The sequence below is a fragment of the Cytobacillus sp. FSL R7-0696 genome (genome assembly GCF_038006865.1).
In the GTDB taxonomy this organism is placed as follows: domain Bacteria; phylum Bacillota; class Bacilli; order Bacillales; family Cytobacillaceae; genus Cytobacillus; species Cytobacillus kochii.
Genome location: NZ_JBBOWA010000001.1, coordinates 2915579 through 2932644, shown reverse-complemented (window position 1 = coordinate 2932644; position 17066 = coordinate 2915579). Strand labels below are relative to the sequence as shown.

Below are 17066 nucleotides of genomic sequence, written 5' to 3'. Positions count from 1 at the left end.
ATGGTACTATAGTTTCTGTTGAAAATTTTATAGTGACTATTGACGAGCGACTTAGGGGGTAAATTGTATGAATAATAACACACTTTCGTTCAAACAAATCTTTTCAATAGGTTTAATGCTCTTTGCTCTATTCTTCGGAGCAGGGAATATGATATTTCCACCATTTTTGGGACAAGAAGCTGGTACTTCTGTATGGGTAGCAATTATTGGTTTCCTAATTACTGGTGTCGGACTACCACTCATTGCTGTTATTGCCATTGCAAAATCTGGTGATGTACAAACAATGGCAAACCGAGTTCACCCATTGTATGGATTAATCTTTACTGTGGTAATGTATTTAGTCATTGGTCCACTATTTGCCATTCCTCGTACAGGAACAGTTTCTTATGAGATTGGGATATTGCCGTTTTTATCTGAAAACGCTGCCAATTCAATTTGGCCACTTTTAATATTCTCAATTGTTTTCTTCGCGCTTACGACTTTATTAGCTATGAATCCAGGTAAGCTTGTAGATGTAATCGGTAACATTCTAACGCCACTGCTATTAATTATTCTAGCTGTAATTGTAATAAAAGCGATTATCTCACCAATAGGAGACCCTCAAGCTCCAACAGGCGCTTATGTAGATAGTGCCTTCTTTAAAGGATTTATTGAAGGGTACTTGACAATGGATACGATCGCCGCTCTAGTATTTGGTATTATCGTTATCGGATCAATCAAAGGCTTTGGTGTTACAAAAAAAGCTTCAATTACAAAAATTTGTATCGCCGCTGGACTTATTGCCGCAGCTGGTCTAGCTATTATTTATGTATCACTTGCTTATATTGGTTCTACATCTCCAAGTACATTAGGTGTACAACCAAATGGTGGTGCGTTATTATCAGTAGCTGCACAATTTTTATTTGGTTCTGCAGGCGGTTATATTCTCGGATTTGCGATCATTTTCGCTTGTTTAACAACATCTGTGGGATTAACCTCATCTTGCGCAACTTACTTTAATAAAATTGTACCAAGTATTTCATATAAAAAGTTCGTTATTATATTCTCCATTTTTAGTATGGCGATTGCAAATGTCGGATTGACACAATTAATTAATTTCTCAGTACCAGTGCTAACATTCCTTTATCCATTAGCTATTGTGCTTATTCTTCTCTCACTAATAAACAATGTATTTAAAGGAGCAGCTATTGTTTATATTTGTGCGCTCATTCCAACAGGAATAATTAGCATAATCGATGGATTAAATGCAGCTGGTCTTGGAAGCGAAGGACTAAATAACACACTTTCTATCTTACCGTTATTTAGTGTAGGTATTGGATGGCTTGTACCTGCTATCATTGGTGCAATTGTTGGTTTTATTATCGCTTTCAATACAAACCCGAAAGAACAGTTACAAACTCAAGAAGATTAAAAAAAGAAATAGTCACTAAGAAAAGCGAAGGAAAAGGGGCCTTCGCTTTTTGTTATATGGTAATCATTTCTTTTGAGCTTTTGGTCAGACGGTCGCACTAAATTAAGGTCGCAAATCACTTATTAACCGAATGAAACAACTATAGCAAGCGAATTCAAACGAAAAAAACTGATGTAACTACATCAGTTTTTTTCCTCTTCATTTATCCAATCCTTAATCTTCTCTAATGCTCCTGGTTCAACTTCTTCAATCGCGGTTGCTGCCAGTTCAAGCGCTGCTTTGTATTCATAATTCCTAAAGGCAAGCTCAGCATTTGTAAATTTTTCCTTTAACCCTAGATGACGACTACGATATCTATTACCATACTGAATGACTTTCTCAGTTAACGAATATGTCTCTATCATATCCTCCGTATATTCAACTGCTTTCTCTACTGATATAAAGGCTATTTCCATATAATCGTTAACAGATGAAATATTTAGTGGCTTTTCTTCAAGTCGTAAGATAACCTCTTTAATCTGATCGTTTGCTTCTTTCATTACAAATTTATATTCTTCTGGTAAACCCGGAATATTACTTTTTGAAACTAAGCGAGCTAGGTCACTAATCTGCTTTTTTAAATCATTAATTTTTTCCCTTGCTACCATTTCGTCTTTACGTAGTGCTTCTAATTTTTCACTAAAACGAGTTTGTTCTTCTTTTATAATATCTAGTTCTTCTTTTACAGCTGTCAATTCTTCTTTTAAAATTGTATGAGGGACTTTTTGTTCCTTGATTTTATCTTCTAATACTTCATACCTTTTGATGGCATTAGTTAATAGCTTCTGAAGTCTTTCCTGTGTATCACTTTCCGTGTCTGGTACATGATATGTATCGGAAATCATTCGCATTTCTTCTATTAAATCCATATGTCTTTCACTGCTATCAATCAAGAGATCTTTCGCCTTGCTTTCTTCTTTAGAAACGAAATGTTTCGCCATTACTTCCTTTTCTAGCTGTTCATATAAACTATCAATTCGTTCCTTAATTTCATCTTGGAGTTCAGAAGCAGCTTTCACGTTTACCTCTTCAACTAACCCAATTATTTTTTTAACTTCTTCTTCTATTTCACTTATATTCTTTTCTACTTGGAGGTGTTCGAGTAGATAACCTTGCTCCTTCATCTCCTCAAATCCATCCTTTAATTCTGCTAACTGATTAGGCAATTTAGTATTTACCTCAACTAATAATACAGGAATTTGATCTACATGATCGTTCATTTCTTCCATCTTTTGATTTAAAGCGAGAACGATTTCCCTTGCCTCAAGATAGTTTCCTTCATTTGTTTTTTGAGTAAATAACTCGAATTCATTATGCATTTCACCTAACCTGTTTTCGAGTTGTTCCCCCGGCTTGCCAAAGGCATGACGTTGTGTTAGTAATCGTTTTTTATAATTGCGATATGTATCTTTTAACGCTTCCATTTCGAGGCGGTTCTTTTCTTCACTTCCCACTAACTCTTTTAGCTCTATTAAAATCTGGTCGATTTGTTCCTCTACTAGGTTCAATTCTGCTTCAATTTTATTTAAGCTTTCCTTAGCTTTATTGAACCGATATTTATCTATGTATTCTTCCGCATCAAATAATGTCGTTTCAACCTCAGGAAGCTGTGATGTGACGATTTCGTCCCAAGCACTTCGCCATTTTTCAAATAATTTTTCCGTTTGACCTGTCATATTTAGTGCCTTCACCTTCGATAATTCATCCAAAACAGGGCGATCCATAATTTCAAGCTTCCATGTCTCTAGTCGATCCACTTCCTTGAAGTATTTCTTCTTAAAAAAATACCCTGTAAAATAAATGCATATGAAAACTATGAGTACACCAATTACATATCCCATCTGTAAAGCCCCCTGTTCTGTTACCGAACCAAATATATACTTTAAATAAATCATTTTCTTGTTCATTTCAATGCTTTTATGATACCATGTAAACGACATTTTTTGACTATTATTTTAAGATTTTATAGAAATAATTGGGCAAAATTCGTATAATCAATCTTTTTACATCTTAAATTGACAGTAAAACTTCTATTTCCCTGTAAAGATAACCGAATAATGTTAAATCTACACGTATAAATGATTATTTTTATTTATCTCATATATCGCACTAAATAACAATTATTTCGCTATAAAAAGGAGCTTTCACGTGAAAAAAGATGGTCATATTCATACGCCTTATTGCCCTCATGGAACAAAGGATCAAATGAAACATTATATTAATAGAGCAATAGCGCAAGGTTTTACTGATATCACTTTTACTGAGCATGCCCCTTTACCCACTCATTTTATTGATCCTGCACCAGCCAAAGATAGTGCAATGAAAAATGGTGATATTGCCAATTATATAGATGAAGTTGAGCAGTTAAAACAACAATATAAAAAGGAACTCAATATTCATATCGGACTAGAAGTGGATTATATTGAAGGGTATGAAGACGAAATAACGGCATTTTTGAATGAAATCGGCCCAAGTATCGATGACGCCATCTTGTCTGTTCATTTCCTAAAAGGAGAAACTGGTTATCATTGTTTAGATTACAGTCCTGATGTCTTCCAAGAAATGATTAATGAATATGGATCTATCGATGCCGTATATCAACATTATTTTCGTACAGTTCAAAAGTCCATCTTAAGCGACCTTGGTCAGTATAAACCAACTAGAATTGGACATATTACTTTAGTTAAAAAATTCCAAAAAAAATTTCCCGTTGAACAGGAATTTGAAAAGGAACTTAGTGATATTTTGAATGCTGTTAAAGATAAGCACTACGAACTGGACTATAATGCTGCTGGGCTCATTAAGCCGCTATGTCTTGAAAGTTATCCTCCGGCATCAGTCGCACAAAAAGCCATGAGTATGGGCATTCCCCTTATATACGGCTCCGACGCTCATCAAGCAAAGCTTGTGGGATGCGGTTGGAATAAGTTAAATTCCCAGTTACAAAACATTTAATAATGTCACCTGCTGCTCTTTTGGCTCTTTTCTACAAACAACATGATCAATCCAAGCATGAGTCTCACGTACATATTTCTCCACAAAATAAGTTTCATGAGGAACAAGGTAAATTACTTCTGTTAAGTAATGAGTATTAAGAAATGGCATAGTAAGCAGACTCTTCCATTGTAGGATTAAATACGCCGTCGTGTTTAAGTAGAATTCTTTCGTCTTGAATCCTTGTTCAAAGATTCTATTGAGATAATACTTCTCCTTTGTTAAATAAGTGGACATAATTTCTCGAACCATTTGCGAATCGATCGACATTTCTCTAATAATCAGTCTCGTTAATTGCACATTTTCAAATTGGAAATAAAGGATATTTTCAGCAACGGCCTTTAGGGAATGTGTCGATCCTCGGTCTAAGAGATTAAACCCTTTCTCAATTTCTTGAATATATGCTTCATAATATTCCGTTAAACATTGCTCTAGCAAACCATTCTTATTACCAAAATAATAGGATATATTAGCAACATTTGTTTTTGCTTTACTGGCGATATCCCTAACAGATGTTCCATTAAACCCTTTATGGTTGAAGAGATAGATAGCTGCATCAATTATTGCCACTTTAGCATTTTCTTTCATGCGCTCTTTCGCCTCCCTATAACAAGATTTTTGTTCAAATATCCACTGTTCTTGTTATAATAAATCTATTCTTGCATAAAAGAGATTTTCCTTTTATTAATTGTCGACAAAGTCTCCCCTTTTAACCTATTTTATGGCATAATACCTTAAATACTTAAAGAAAGCATGGTGATGCATGATGTTTAACGTCGAAAATTATCAAGGAAATAAAGAAGAAAATTATCAATTAGTAATTAAGCAACTTGCTGCACTATTAGAAGGTGAAAAAAATACAATCGCCAACTTAAGTAATGCTTCTGCCTTATTAAATCAATTTTTAGACCGTACAAATTGGGTTGGCTTTTATTTAATGGAAGAGGGAGAACTTGTTCTCGGACCATTTCAAGGATTGCCTGCATGTGTAAGGATTCCAGTCGGTAGAGGTGTTTGCGGCACTGCTGCTTCTAAACAAGAAACGCAAAGAATTGCAGATGTCCATGCTTTTCCTGGCCATATCGCATGTGATGCGGCTTCTCAATCGGAAATTGTCATTCCTATCGTAAAAGATGGAACATTATTAGGTGTCTTAGATATTGATTCTCCTGAAAAAAACCGCTTCGATGAAATAGATGAAAAAATGCTAGAAGCGTTTGTTAAAGAATTAGTGAAGTTCTTATAATTTCAAGAAATGCGAACAAATGGAGATCTATAAAATTTGTTCGCATTTTGATTAGATGATGTTATTTCAATTGATATAACGCTTCAGAGAGATCTGCTTTAATATCTTCGAATGCTTCTAATCCCACTGAAAGCCGTAATAAATTATCTTCAATCCCCATTTTTTCTCTCTCTTCTTTAGGTACGACAGCATGTGTCATCGTTGCCGGATGTTGAATTAAAGTTTCTGCATCACCTAAACTCACAGCCACTTTAATAAGACTTAGATGATTCATCAATGCCTGTGCTTCTTTTTGTCCTCCTTTAATTTTAAAAGAAATAAGCCCCCCGGGTTGCTTCATTTGTTTTGCGATAATCTTAGCTTGTGGGTGATCAGCAAAACCTGGGTAATAAACCTGCTCAATTTTTTCATGATTTCGTAAAAATTCGGCAAGAATAGCAGCTTGTTGGCTGTGTCGGTCTAATCGAATAGCTAATGTCTTGATACCTCTTAATAAGAGCCAAGCATCAAAGGGAGATATAATACCACCTATATCCTTTCTTGTTTGTCTCGCGATGTCGTCCATCCACACTTTTTTACCAGCCACAATGCCAGCAATGACATCTCCATGTCCACATAAATACTTTGTTGCACTATGGATAACAATATCACACCCAAATGAAATTGGGTTTTGCAAATAAGGGGAACAAAAGGTGTTATCTACTACAACAGGGATTTGTTTTTCTTTACCTATTGCTGCGACCATTTCAAGATCAACAATATCAAGCGTGGGATTAATCGGTGTTTCAATGTAAATACAAGTGGTTTCTGGTGTAATACAACTCATTAACTCTTCTCTAGAGCTCATAGTAGAAAACTGATGTGAAATCTGGTACTTTTCTTCTAATAAATGCAATAGACCATATGTGCATCCATATACTCCTTGTGAGCATAAAATATGGTCTCCCGCTTTCGTTAATGTCATTAACACAGATGAAACAGCTGCCATTCCAGATCCAAATGCTAATGCCACTTCTGCCCCTTCTAATTCTGCCATTCGTTTTTCTAAGATCTCAACAGTCGGGTTACCTAAACGTGAATAAACATACCCTGCTTCTTCAGAGGCAAACCTGCGAGCACCTTCCTCTGCACTTGAAAATGTAAATGTAGCTGTTTGAAATAAAGGTGGTATTAAACTGCCGTTATATACTTGACTATCATAACCAGAGTGAATACATTTGGTCTCTATTCTTTTCTCTTTACCTTCCAAGGATATCTCCTCCAGAATTATAAATTGAAAACGCTTACAATAATAAAAACAAAAAAACATTATCGTATCACCGTAGAAATATCAAAAACATTTATATAATTCAGAATATGATACAACGCAAGAATTTTCAACGATTATTATTATTTATGGTCGTCTAATTAAACAAAGAGGCTGGTATAAGTGGCATTAACTAAATAGGATTGGGCGTTTGTGAACGATAAGTAGCCAATTTGGACTTAAAAGTTCTCATTCTAAAACCCATCTATTTAATTTCTATCCAACTAAACTAACCAACCTCTTAGTCTATATCTTTTTCTAAAAAAACAACTTTATTTTTCCCTGCATTTTTCGCTTCATATAATGCTACATCAGCACGGTGAAATAAGGTTGCATAGCTCTCATCTTCATTAGCTTTCCAATGTGAAACACCACATGAAATACTCACATTTGGACTCGTTAATCGACTCACTTTTTCCTTTAATCTTCTAGCGATTGAAACACCGATCTTCGCATCTACATTTGGAAGATAAATCGCCAGTTCCTCTCCTCCCCATCTTGCGCCCACATCACCCACTCTAATATGATGAATGATGATATCTGCCACTTGAATAAGGATATCGTCACCGACTTGATGACCATATTCATCATTAATCATTTTAAAATCATCAATATCGATTAATATTAAAACACCTTTTTCATCACTTTTTAGTGATTGTTCCACTTGATTATCCAAATAACTTCGTGAAAAAAGTTGCGTTAAGTGATCGGTTACGACTAACTTTTCTAATTCCTCTCTTAATAACGAATTCTTAAATGCAAGCGTTGTATGATGAATTAATGCTTGGAGTAATTTAAATGAATCAAACGGAAAGTAATAAGGCATAGGGTGCAAAATCACGACAAACCCCCACATATCCCCTAAGTTTCCCATAGGTACGGCCATAAGAGAACGGTAACTAGCTTTCATATGGGGAATCGTTAAATCGCCAATAAAGAGCGCATCTTTCTTCTCTAACATCAGTTTTTGCACATATGTTACAAAGGCTTTCGATTTTTTTGCAAAGAAGAAACTGGTGCTACCACTTAATGGAGTCCATTTTTCACCATCTTGAGACAAGAAAAAACCCACTTCTTCTGCGTGAAATGATTTCTTTATTTGTTCTGTCATAAAATGAATCGTCTCTGTAAAACGCAGATCAGCATTTAATTGCTGTGATGTTTCGTTTATAAATTGCAAATCACCAATTAATTGTTGTGATTGTTGATGTAATTGAATATTTTCAATAATTGCCCCTGTCATTTTCGCAATTAAACCAAAATACTTTTGATCTGCTTTAGGAATGGCATATATCCCTTTAGTAATCACTTGGAGAACACCATATACCCCCTGGCTTCCTAAAAAAGGAGCATATAGAACAATGTCGGTTGATGTTTGTTCTATTGTCACTTCCCCTGATACATACGCTTCAAGTGCGAGACTGTTTTCCTCCTGATAATCTAGATCCCTCACTGGTAATTGATTGATTTCTTCATAATCATGTGTCAACAATAAATAATATTGAAATGAAGGATAGAGCCTATCCAGAATTTTTAACATTTCACTTAATAATACATCCAATTTTAATATTCTATGAAAACTAAAACGTTCGACAAATGCGAACAATTCCGTATAATGCAGTTTTTCATCGTAAAGCTCATTTATTTTACCTTTAAATAACATATAGGAACTTAAGACATCTGTAAGCTCATTCATAAATGGTTGGCTCAACATAAATTGTTGATCCTCCCTTAGCAAAACCAAATACTCTGGTAAGCCATTTAACCGCTGAAGGAAGAAGATGAGTAAGCGTCCATCTTTACTCGAATAAGCTCCCTGTTTTTTATTAACATACAATGGATGATTTTCACGATAAACCTCATCTATAGGAATAATAGCAGGTAAAGACAATAACTCAGCATGGTATTCCCCTCCAATGACATATGCCTTTCTCCACTCATTTACGAAATAAAATCCCGCTGCTATACATCCTAAACTAGTAGCAACTTCTTTAACAAAATCATCAAATTGATTCTTAGAAGTGTTTCCTTTATATATAAGGTCTAATATTTTACTTTTTATTTCTAGTAACGCTTTTACTTCTTTTTCCTTATCCATAGTTATATCACCTATATTCAAAAGTGGTTTGTTTATCACCCACATTTTAGATAGAATATGTACTAAATCCAGATGTATAAAACAGACATAATTAATCGTCTCTTAAATGGTATGGGGATTATCATTTTTATGACTTAACAAATGACATAAAAAGATAATCGCACTTAAATATATTTATTATTACACTTAGCTATTTTTTTCTATACTATAGTTCTTTTAACCTACTTCAAAACAGATACTTTAGAACTATATTATATCATATATTTTACAATATCAATCAATCTTTATTATAGTTTTTACTATATTCATAAGGAATTGACTCATTTTCATTAATTGTTTTCAACTTACAACCTCGACATCAAAGATCACTGATTGACTACATATTACACTCAGCAAAACATTGACTTCTAATCAATAAAGATTGTATAATAGTCTTTGTGTAAAATATCGCAGCTTTTGTGTGTACTTTAATGTTTCATTTTGTTCCTCTAACAATCTTTGTTGATGGGGTATTGTGTAACCCTCTGCTGCGAGGGCGAAGATACTTGAAAACAAAATGTGCGTAAAGATGACCACAACTGTTTTTATTTTACCCAAATAAAAACAAAAAGGAGGAGTCATATTATGGCTCGTTATACTGGCCCAAGCTGGAAATTATCTCGTCGTCTTGGTATTTCTCTAAGCGGCACTGGTAAAGAATTAGAAAAGCGTCCTTACGCTCCTGGACAACATGGTCCTAACCAACGTAAAAAATTATCTGAGTACGGATTACAATTACAAGAGAAGCAAAAGCTTCGTCACATGTATGGTGTAAACGAACGCCAATTCCGTAACTTATTCGATAAAGCTGGTAAAATGACTGGTAAACACGGTGAAAACTTCATGATTCTTTTAGAATCTCGTTTAGACAACGTTGTTTATCGTCTAGGTTTATCTCGTACTCGTCGTCAAGCTCGTCAACTTGTGAACCATGGTCACATCTTAGTTGATGGCAAGCGTGTAGATATCCCTTCTTACCGCATGCAACCAGGTCAAACAATTACTCTTCGCGAAAAATCTCGTAACCTAGATATCGTGAAAGAAGCAGTTGAAGTTAGCAACTTTGTTCCTGATTTCGTATCTTTCGATGCAGATAAACTTGAAGGTTCTTTCACTCGTTTACCAGAGCGTTCTGAACTTCCAGCAGAAATTAACGAATCTCTTATCGTTGAGTTCTACTCTCGTTAATATTAGCATTAAGCATTTTAATGCTAATAAAACCCTTGAAATGTTGTTAAATCAACATTTCAGGGGTTTTTTCGTTTTTATTTACTTTGCAATACAGGCCAAGATAAATGCACTGATTTGGGACCAACTTGGTCCCAAAAATATGAATAGAAAAAGGCCCGTTTGCTTCATATTATTACTCATTCTTCAAATCCCCGAACATCGTACTTGACGGTTCACAAGGAATAAAAGAACTTACAGAATGACTTTGTCTTAGAACTATATTTAGTTAAAAGGAATTTCTATTTTATTATTTTTATGAATATCTTCAGTTCCGGAATCCAAAGCTGTTTTGTAATACCAACATTTATGCTTGATGAGTTCCATTGTCTTGTTTAATTCCTCTAGTTGTGATTCCACTATAGCTTTTCGTTCCATAAACATGTCAAATCTTTGTTGCAAGGTGGAATCTCCTTCAGAACACCAATCAATAAATTCTTTAATAGGCATTCCGGTGGCTTTTAAACATTCAATTATTTTTAAAGCGTCGATATCGGATTCTTTAAAAAGCCTTGTTCCCCTAGCAGTACGTTCTATAAATGGCATAAGTCCTTCTTTGTCATAGTAGCGCAGGGTATATGCGGTTAGATTTAATTCTTTAGCAACCTCGCTGATAGAATATGTCTTCATTATTACTCCCCTTTTCTTTTTTTACGATATAGACTTCGAGTTAACTCTAGAAATGAAGGAAATTATATCACGATATTTGTTGATTGGCAAAGTCATCTGTTAATTAGAAATTTGGGGTAAAAAGAATAAACGTACCATTTGACCTAGAGTTAACTATAAGATTTAAACTGGATTATGTAAGAGGAGAAAAAGCAAGGATTGAAATGAATAGAAGCTATTTTAACATGAGTTCTTAGTTTAATCTGGTTTAAGTGTTATATAAAATGGATTGGGTCACGAAGATCGGTCAATACATTTTTTTAGCACAAAATAACTGATTTGGTGCATGGCGCGGGGTTGTTGCTAATTATCACAGTAACTCTCACGAGGTTCTCATTGTAGCCAGGGGATTTGATCACAAGCGTTTGAAGTATATTGAAGTCATCAGTGCCTATCCTAAAGGGCAGGATTATAACTTATGCTACGGCTACAGACCAAATGTAGATTCAATCGTATTAGCTGCGAGAAATAAAGACCAGCTGCATGAAAATATTGTATCGTATAATTTAAAATTAACGGATGACGATATTAGACAAATCACGGACTTAACGGCACTTGAGCCTATCTATCCATTATGGCATCGTGCGATAAATTCAAACTCATATAATAGAGCGTCAGATTCAGAAAAGATATATTTTGAAGTATACAGTAAAATGATGAAAAGCAAAAATCGGGATTTATAAAGAAAAATTCAGGGCATAGGTTTTAGCGAACAAATAAAGACGAACGACATCAAGATATCTTGTTATCGTTCGTCTTTTTAGTTACTAATATTTAATTTTTATAGGGGTACCGCCATTGGCTGTCCCCCATAAATATCACTTACGTCATTCACATTGTACTGATGTCAATTACAAATCTATACTTCACATCGGAAGCTACTACACGTTCATAAGCCTCGTCAATTTGATCAGCTGAAATCACTTCAATTTTAGGAGTAATATTATGTTTAGCACAAAAATCCAACATTTCCTGTGTCTCCCGGATGCCTCCAATCATTGAACCAGCAAATGAACGACGATGACCGATTAAATTGAACACGTTTAGTGACAGTGGTTCTGCAGGCGCACCTACGTTTACTAGCGCTCCATCAAGATTGAGTAGTCCTAAATAGGCATCCAGATTAATCTTTGCACTTACCGTATTAATAATTAAGTCATAGGATCCGGCAAGTTTCTCGAATGTTTCTGTGTCACTTGTTGCATAGTAATGATCTGCACCTAACTTCAGACCATCGTCCATTTTCTTCAATGTTCGAGACAGAACAGTGACTTCAGCACCCATTGCATGTGCAATTTGAACCGCCATATGTCCAAGCCCCCCCATACCAACAATTGCTACTTTCTTGTTAGGACCTGCTCCCCAATGGTTTAATGGAGAATATGTTGTAATACCCGCACAAAGTAATGGTGCTGCTACGTCAAATTCAATATTATCAGGTATTCTGAGTACGAAATCTTCCGATACGACAATGTGGGTTGAATAGCCACCTTGAGTGGGTTCCCCGTATTTATCAACACCTGCATAAGTATCGACTTTTCCTTTTAAACAATATTGCTCTTCTCCTTTACGGCAGTTCTCACACTCACCACAGGAATCAACCATACATCCGACTCCTACTCGATCCCCAACCTTATACTTTGTCACCTCGGCTCCAACATCTGTGACGATTCCCGCAATCTCGTGTCCGGGTACAAGTGGATAGTTCACTGGACCCCATTCACCATGAGCAGTATGAATATCAGAATGACATATGCCCGCATATTTAATTTCTATCAGAACATCTTGTGAATCAAGATCACGTCTTTTAATTTCTGCAACTCTAAATGGTTTGTCTGGACCGTCTACTGCTCTTGCTTTAGCTGTTATCATTTGTTTAAACCTCCAATAATTTGATTTTCAAAGAGAATTGACCTGTTTGTTTCTTACAAAACTAGAATAACCCCTATAGTTAACTCTAAGTCAAGGTATAAGTTTATATGCAGAATCAAGCTAAAATCACATAATAGTGATACTCCGAATTTAGAAAAGAGCGAGGTTTGAACCAAGGAGATTTCGCTAAAGCAATTTGTTTTTTAAGGCAAACTGGCTAAAGGTGAATTTACTTAATTAGTAATTAATTTGTGAAAAGATGTTTTTTAAACAAACAGCTGTTTAAGTAAAGAACCCCTCTCGATTGAGAAGGGGCTTTATTAAAACTCGTCATAACTTACTAAAGAAAAGTCATCCTTATTTAATTTCCTTTTACAATTATCCATGTAAGAACAAACATTATTCTTGAAGTTTTTTATAATGTCTACTAAGGCATCCTCAATTTTCAAGCCATATCCTACTGCTCCCTCAAAACCACCTAAAGGATCTTTTAGTTTTAGATTTGTATAACCAATAAAGGTATTAGATTCTTTTTGTTCATAGATTCTCACTTTAAAGGAACCAAAAGGAATTTGGTCACCTTCATATACTTCTTCAAAAAAAGTTAAAGCAGATACTTCAAACTCAGCCACTAACTTTTCAATTGTATTAATTTTCTCTATTTCTAAATCCTTCCAACTCATTCAATCCCCCCATGTTTCGGTTAACCAAAAGATTATACTGTTATTTGGAGCTCAATCAATACTTTTATTCTTTTTATACCTAACCATGCCATAAACTTCATCTAATACTTGAGTTCCGGAGTATTTCCCGAAAAGGAAACTGCTTAGACAATTCACCTATGGAAAACTTTTTTGGATTACTAAATCAGGAAATGTATTTCAGAAAACACGCTGCTCATTTGAGAAAATTAAAAGAGAATAGATCATTTATTATATAAATAAGCGCATAAAGAAAAAAATGGCAGACATGAGTGGTTCTATACCATGTTCATGCCAGCCAAATCGTTGCTTAATATAAAGCTCTAACTTTTAGGAGTCACTACTATATGTTGGTTTTTCTTTATTTAATAATGATATACCTCCTTGCTTAATACTTAAACAACATGGCAACCATCTCATGCCCCGCACCAATAGTCCAAAATAACACCGTATCGCCTCTTTTAATTCTTCCTGTTTCAATACCTTCATATAAACAAATAAAAGGACTACTTGTAGTGGTATACCCATACTTATCACCTATGTAGATGATCTTCTCCTGGTTGATTTCAAAATGTGATTGTATTTTCTTAATGTTTGATAAAGCAAATTGTGAGAAACAGTAAGCATCTACGTCTCCTATTGTTAGGTTATTTCTTTCAAGCAATTCTTCGATCATATCACAAGCTACTGGAATGGCCATTGCTCCATCAAAAGGTAGGAATACAATATTTTCTGCTTGTCCTCTCGTTTGAGAAAAACCTGCCTGCGGATAGACAATATTATCTTTATTCGCAGAATCCACTTCGAATATGGCATCAATAAAACCTGTTTCTTCTGTTGTTTTTTCTAAAATAAGAGCTGCTGCTCCATCAGCAAAGTTGGCAAAGGTTATCTCTTGCTGAGGGTGAGAAATGAGGCTATTCGCATCCGATCCAATCACCAATGCTTTCTGCACACGTGGATTGGCCATCATGTAACGTGACACATTTTCCACTGTTAAAGTCATACCTGCGCAATTTGCATTACTATCATATATCATTGTATGATTCTTGGCACCAATGGCCTCATGTACATACATCGCATGACTTGGAAACGTCCTTTCAGGTACCTGTGTGGAAAAGACGATTAGATCTATATCCCCTCCAGCCATTTCAGCCTTAGTTAATACCTTTTTCGCTGCTTCTATTCCCATTGATAAGCTATTCTCCTTACTGTTATCAATGATGTATCGCTCTTTTCTTCCCATGATTTCAAGGAAATGGGTAATATCCCTCCCTTGTTTCTTAAAATGTTCAATATAAAAATCATTTGTCACAACATTCTCCGGATGATAGATAGCTATTGCACGCATTTTAATATTTTGTTCTGTCACTTTCGATTCTCCTCTTGATATGATTTCTTTTCCATATAAATAAGTATGAAGAGCTACCCAAATAGAATAGCTCTTCATACTTATTTAAGCCTCTTCAACACTTGCTTGTAAAAGACCCGCGTTTCTCGCCACTCTTGCCAATTGCATTTTGAGGACTACATTTTCCTTAATCGTATAGATGACTTTCTTGAAGCCTGTCTCTTTGTACATTTTCATCACTTCTGTCAAATTATCAGACAGCTCTTGAGATAAAAGCTTCATTTCCGTACAATCAACAAAAAGGTCATAATCCGGTCCATTGATCGGACCGATTTTTGCCACATATTCCTCAACAAAAAGCTTTGCATCCTCCATCGTCATCTGCCCTGCTACAGACATATTTACTATTTTACTTGCTTCATTCACATGAATCGTTGCTTTTTTCATTTTCATATAACTCCTTATTATTTTTTACTCGCATATAGGTCTTTACACCCACAAACGAGTTATAAGACTATATAAAACTATTAGTCTACTATAATAATATCGGATGATTAATAAAATTTTTACTAGAATATAGGAAAATAGGCACAAAAAAAACACCCTATTAGGGTGCAAAATACTTTTATCACTCATATGTTAACAAAATTGAACTCCTTTAGACTTTTCTTTCTTCGAAAAAACTCCTTGCTACATTCGGAAACATATAGAATGGTTACATTGTTTTTGAACTAGATATATCTTTGCTACTCTTCATATAAGTTTCACGTTTAAGATAGATTAATAGACCACCTATAACCCACCAGCCTGCAAAGATGACCCATTCATATGGCCAGATTAATGCAGCAGGCATTCCCGGGAAGAAGAGGACAATAAAGCCAATACTTAATAGAACCGCTAACCATCCGACAATATTAGAATTACCTGCTTTGAATGGTCGAAGCATATCTGGTTCATTTTTACGTAATTGCAAAAAGGCAATAGAGACGATTAAATAAGCAAAGAGAACGGCCAACCCACCAGCGTCTACTAACCATACAAGCATTGGACGACCTAAGAGTGGCGCTAACATTGATAGTCCACCAATAAAAAGAATCGCATTCGTTGGCGTTTTATTTTTGGGATGTAAGCGACCAAACCAAGCGGGAATCATTTCCTTCTCTGCCATTGAGCAAAGAATACGACTACCCCCAATAATAAAGGCATTCCAACTCGTCAGTATCCCAGCAATTCCTCCAAGAATCAAAATGGTAGCAAAATGATCAGAACCATATATGATTGCCATCGCATCCGCGGTTGGTAAAACCGATGTCGAAAGAATTGTTTTATCTACTGCTATTCCTACTGCTATGACTACTCCAATATAAAATATAACAGCAAAGGCGACTGACATTATTAAAAGGCGTCCAATCGATTTTGGAGGTATATTCATTTCCTCAGCCGTTTGTGGGATAACATCAAAACCGACAAACATAAATGGAGTCATCACTAGAACAACAATAATACCTGAAACGCCCCCTACAAAAAGTGGTTCAGCATCTGCTAAGCTTCCAGTCACACCGGCACCTGCAATGAGCATGACACCAATTAAAGAAATCACAATCGTTAATACCATCTGTAAAAAGGCAGCTGATTTCACACCAAAGAAGTTAAAAATGGTAACAAATAGGGCACCTGCTACTCCTACTAAAACCCAGGATAAATAGACATCATAATCATTGATGGTGTACATATAACCAACTTTGTAATTAGGAAACAAATATTCTACAACGGTCGGCAGGGCAACTGCTTCAAAAGCGACGACTGAAATATAGCAAAGTGCTAACCCCCAAGCAGCAATAAAAGCGGACTTACGTCCAATCCCTCTTTCTGCAAAAATCATCGTTCCCCCATTTGTCGGCATCGCTGATGATAATTCTGCATAAGCAAGTCCGACAAAAGAAACTAAAATACCGCCAACAATAAAGGCAATCGTTGCTCCAACAGAACCGGCAGTATGAACCCAGTTGCCTGAAAGCACAACCCAACCCCAGCCAATCATTGCACCAAAAGACAAAAACAACACATCGAATCGAGACAGGACTTTATTCTTGTTAATAAAATTCAACCCTTT

At 35.4% G+C, this 17066-nt stretch carries 15 protein-coding genes; 5 read left to right on the top strand and 10 right to left on the bottom strand.

Annotated elements, in window-relative coordinates:
• Window positions 1-67 precede the first annotated feature (67 nt).
• Window positions 68-1411 (top strand): branched-chain amino acid transport system II carrier protein, encoded by a 1344-nt coding sequence (gene brnQ / locus MKX29_RS15265; RefSeq protein ID WP_224935748.1) that lies wholly within the window; start codon window positions 68-70, stop codon window positions 1409-1411.
• Between the two features lie 182 nt (window positions 1412-1593).
• On the opposite strand, the gene ezrA is transcribed toward brnQ, so the two are convergent.
• Complete coding sequence (ezrA, locus tag MKX29_RS15260; protein WP_341106389.1) at window positions 1594-3291, bottom strand: septation ring formation regulator EzrA; 1698 nt, start codon at window positions 3289-3291, stop codon at window positions 1594-1596.
• Window positions 3292-3598: 307 nt separating this feature from the next.
• Here ezrA and hisJ point away from each other — a divergent pair, with 307 nt between their 5' ends.
• Entirely contained in the window at window positions 3599-4405 is an 807-nt protein-coding gene (gene hisJ, locus MKX29_RS15255) for a histidinol-phosphatase HisJ (protein ID WP_341106388.1), read from the top strand.
• Here the strand turns inward: hisJ and refZ are convergent.
• Window positions 4391-5032, bottom strand: coding sequence for a forespore capture DNA-binding protein RefZ (gene refZ / locus MKX29_RS15250; protein ID WP_341106386.1), 642 nt, complete (start codon window positions 5030-5032; stop codon window positions 4391-4393). The two genes, hisJ and refZ, sit on opposite strands and share 15 nt — an antisense overlap.
• A 178-nt stretch (window positions 5033-5210) precedes the next feature.
• On the opposite strand from refZ, the gene MKX29_RS15245 reads away from it, so the two are divergent.
• Complete coding sequence (locus MKX29_RS15245) at window positions 5211-5690, top strand: GAF domain-containing protein (protein WP_224935744.1); 480 nt, start codon at window positions 5211-5213, stop codon at window positions 5688-5690.
• A gap of 61 nt (window positions 5691-5751) precedes the next feature.
• On the opposite strand, the gene megL is transcribed toward MKX29_RS15245, so the two are convergent.
• Together megL and MKX29_RS15235 are read right to left on the bottom strand one after the other, a co-directional pair.
• Window positions 5752-6939, bottom strand: coding sequence for a methionine gamma-lyase (gene megL / locus MKX29_RS15240; protein ID WP_251162563.1), 1188 nt, complete (start codon window positions 6937-6939; stop codon window positions 5752-5754).
• Window positions 6940-7237: 298 nt separating this feature from the next.
• Window positions 7238-9094, bottom strand: a complete 1857-nt coding sequence (locus tag MKX29_RS15235; protein ID WP_341106381.1) for a sensor domain-containing diguanylate cyclase — start codon at window positions 9092-9094, stop codon at window positions 7238-7240.
• Window positions 9095-9718: 624 nt separating this feature from the next.
• Here MKX29_RS15235 and rpsD point away from each other — a divergent pair.
• Window positions 9719-10321, top strand: coding sequence for a 30S ribosomal protein S4 (rpsD, locus tag MKX29_RS15230; RefSeq protein ID WP_095372261.1), 603 nt, complete (start codon window positions 9719-9721; stop codon window positions 10319-10321).
• Window positions 10322-10585: 264 nt separating this feature from the next.
• Here the strand turns inward: rpsD and MKX29_RS15225 are convergent, their stop codons facing one another.
• Window positions 10586-10990: a MerR family transcriptional regulator gene (locus MKX29_RS15225; protein ID WP_341106379.1), complete on the bottom strand. Its 405-nt coding sequence runs from the start codon at window positions 10988-10990 to the stop codon at window positions 10586-10588.
• Between the two features lie 404 nt (window positions 10991-11394).
• On the opposite strand from MKX29_RS15225, the gene MKX29_RS15220 reads away from it, so the two are divergent.
• Window positions 11395-11712 carry a hypothetical protein gene (locus tag MKX29_RS15220; RefSeq protein ID WP_341106377.1) on the top strand — a complete coding sequence of 106 codons (318 nt, stop codon included), beginning with the start codon at window positions 11395-11397 and terminating at the stop codon, window positions 11710-11712.
• Between the two features lie 148 nt (window positions 11713-11860).
• On the opposite strand, the gene MKX29_RS15215 is transcribed toward MKX29_RS15220, so the two are convergent.
• The 5 genes from MKX29_RS15215 to MKX29_RS15195 form a co-directional block, all read right to left on the bottom strand.
• Window positions 11861-12901, bottom strand: a complete 1041-nt coding sequence (locus MKX29_RS15215) for an NAD(P)-dependent alcohol dehydrogenase (RefSeq protein WP_341106375.1) — start codon at window positions 12899-12901, stop codon at window positions 11861-11863.
• Window positions 12902-13221: 320 nt separating this feature from the next.
• Window positions 13222-13584, bottom strand: a complete 363-nt coding sequence (locus MKX29_RS15210) for a hypothetical protein (protein ID WP_341106372.1) — start codon at window positions 13582-13584, stop codon at window positions 13222-13224.
• A 406-nt stretch (window positions 13585-13990) separates the two neighbouring features.
• Entirely contained in the window at window positions 13991-14953 is a 963-nt protein-coding gene (locus MKX29_RS15205; RefSeq protein WP_224936188.1) for a ketoacyl-ACP synthase III, read from the bottom strand.
• Between the two features lie 105 nt (window positions 14954-15058).
• Window positions 15059-15400 carry a hypothetical protein gene (locus MKX29_RS15200; protein WP_095372256.1) on the bottom strand — a complete coding sequence of 114 codons (342 nt, stop codon included), beginning with the start codon at window positions 15398-15400 and terminating at the stop codon, window positions 15059-15061.
• Window positions 15401-15668: 268 nt separating this feature from the next.
• A complete protein-coding gene (locus MKX29_RS15195) occupies window positions 15669-17060 on the bottom strand; it encodes an APC family permease (RefSeq protein ID WP_224935737.1) in 1392 nt (463 codons plus the stop codon).
• Window positions 17061-17066: the final 6 nt, after the last annotated feature.

Bases quoted from the DNA above. Each gene is read 5' to 3' on its own strand.
- brnQ (WP_224935748.1), top strand. From the start codon at position 68: ATGAATAATAACACACTTTCGTTCAAACAAATCTTTTCAATAGGTTTA.
- ezrA (WP_341106389.1), bottom strand. From the start codon at position 3,291: ATGGGATATGTAATTGGTGTACTCATAGTTTTCATATGCATTTATTTT.
- refZ (WP_341106386.1), bottom strand. From the start codon at position 5,032: ATGAAAGAAAATGCTAAAGTGGCAATAATTGATGCAGCTATCTATCTC.
- MKX29_RS15245 (WP_224935744.1), top strand. From the start codon at position 5,211: ATGTTTAACGTCGAAAATTATCAAGGAAATAAAGAAGAAAATTATCAA.
- MKX29_RS15235 (WP_341106381.1), bottom strand. From the start codon at position 9,094: ATGGATAAGGAAAAAGAAGTAAAAGCGTTACTAGAAATAAAAAGTAAA.
- rpsD (WP_095372261.1), top strand. From the start codon at position 9,719: ATGGCTCGTTATACTGGCCCAAGCTGGAAATTATCTCGTCGTCTTGGT.
- MKX29_RS15225 (WP_341106379.1), bottom strand. From the start codon at position 10,990: ATGAAGACATATTCTATCAGCGAGGTTGCTAAAGAATTAAATCTAACC.
- MKX29_RS15215 (WP_341106375.1), bottom strand. From the start codon at position 12,901: ATGATAACAGCTAAAGCAAGAGCAGTAGACGGTCCAGACAAACCATTT.
- MKX29_RS15210 (WP_341106372.1), bottom strand. From the start codon at position 13,584: ATGAGTTGGAAGGATTTAGAAATAGAGAAAATTAATACAATTGAAAAG.
- MKX29_RS15205 (WP_224936188.1), bottom strand. From the start codon at position 14,953: ATGCGTGCAATAGCTATCTATCATCCGGAGAATGTTGTGACAAATGAT.
- MKX29_RS15200 (WP_095372256.1), bottom strand. From the start codon at position 15,400: ATGAAAAAAGCAACGATTCATGTGAATGAAGCAAGTAAAATAGTAAAT.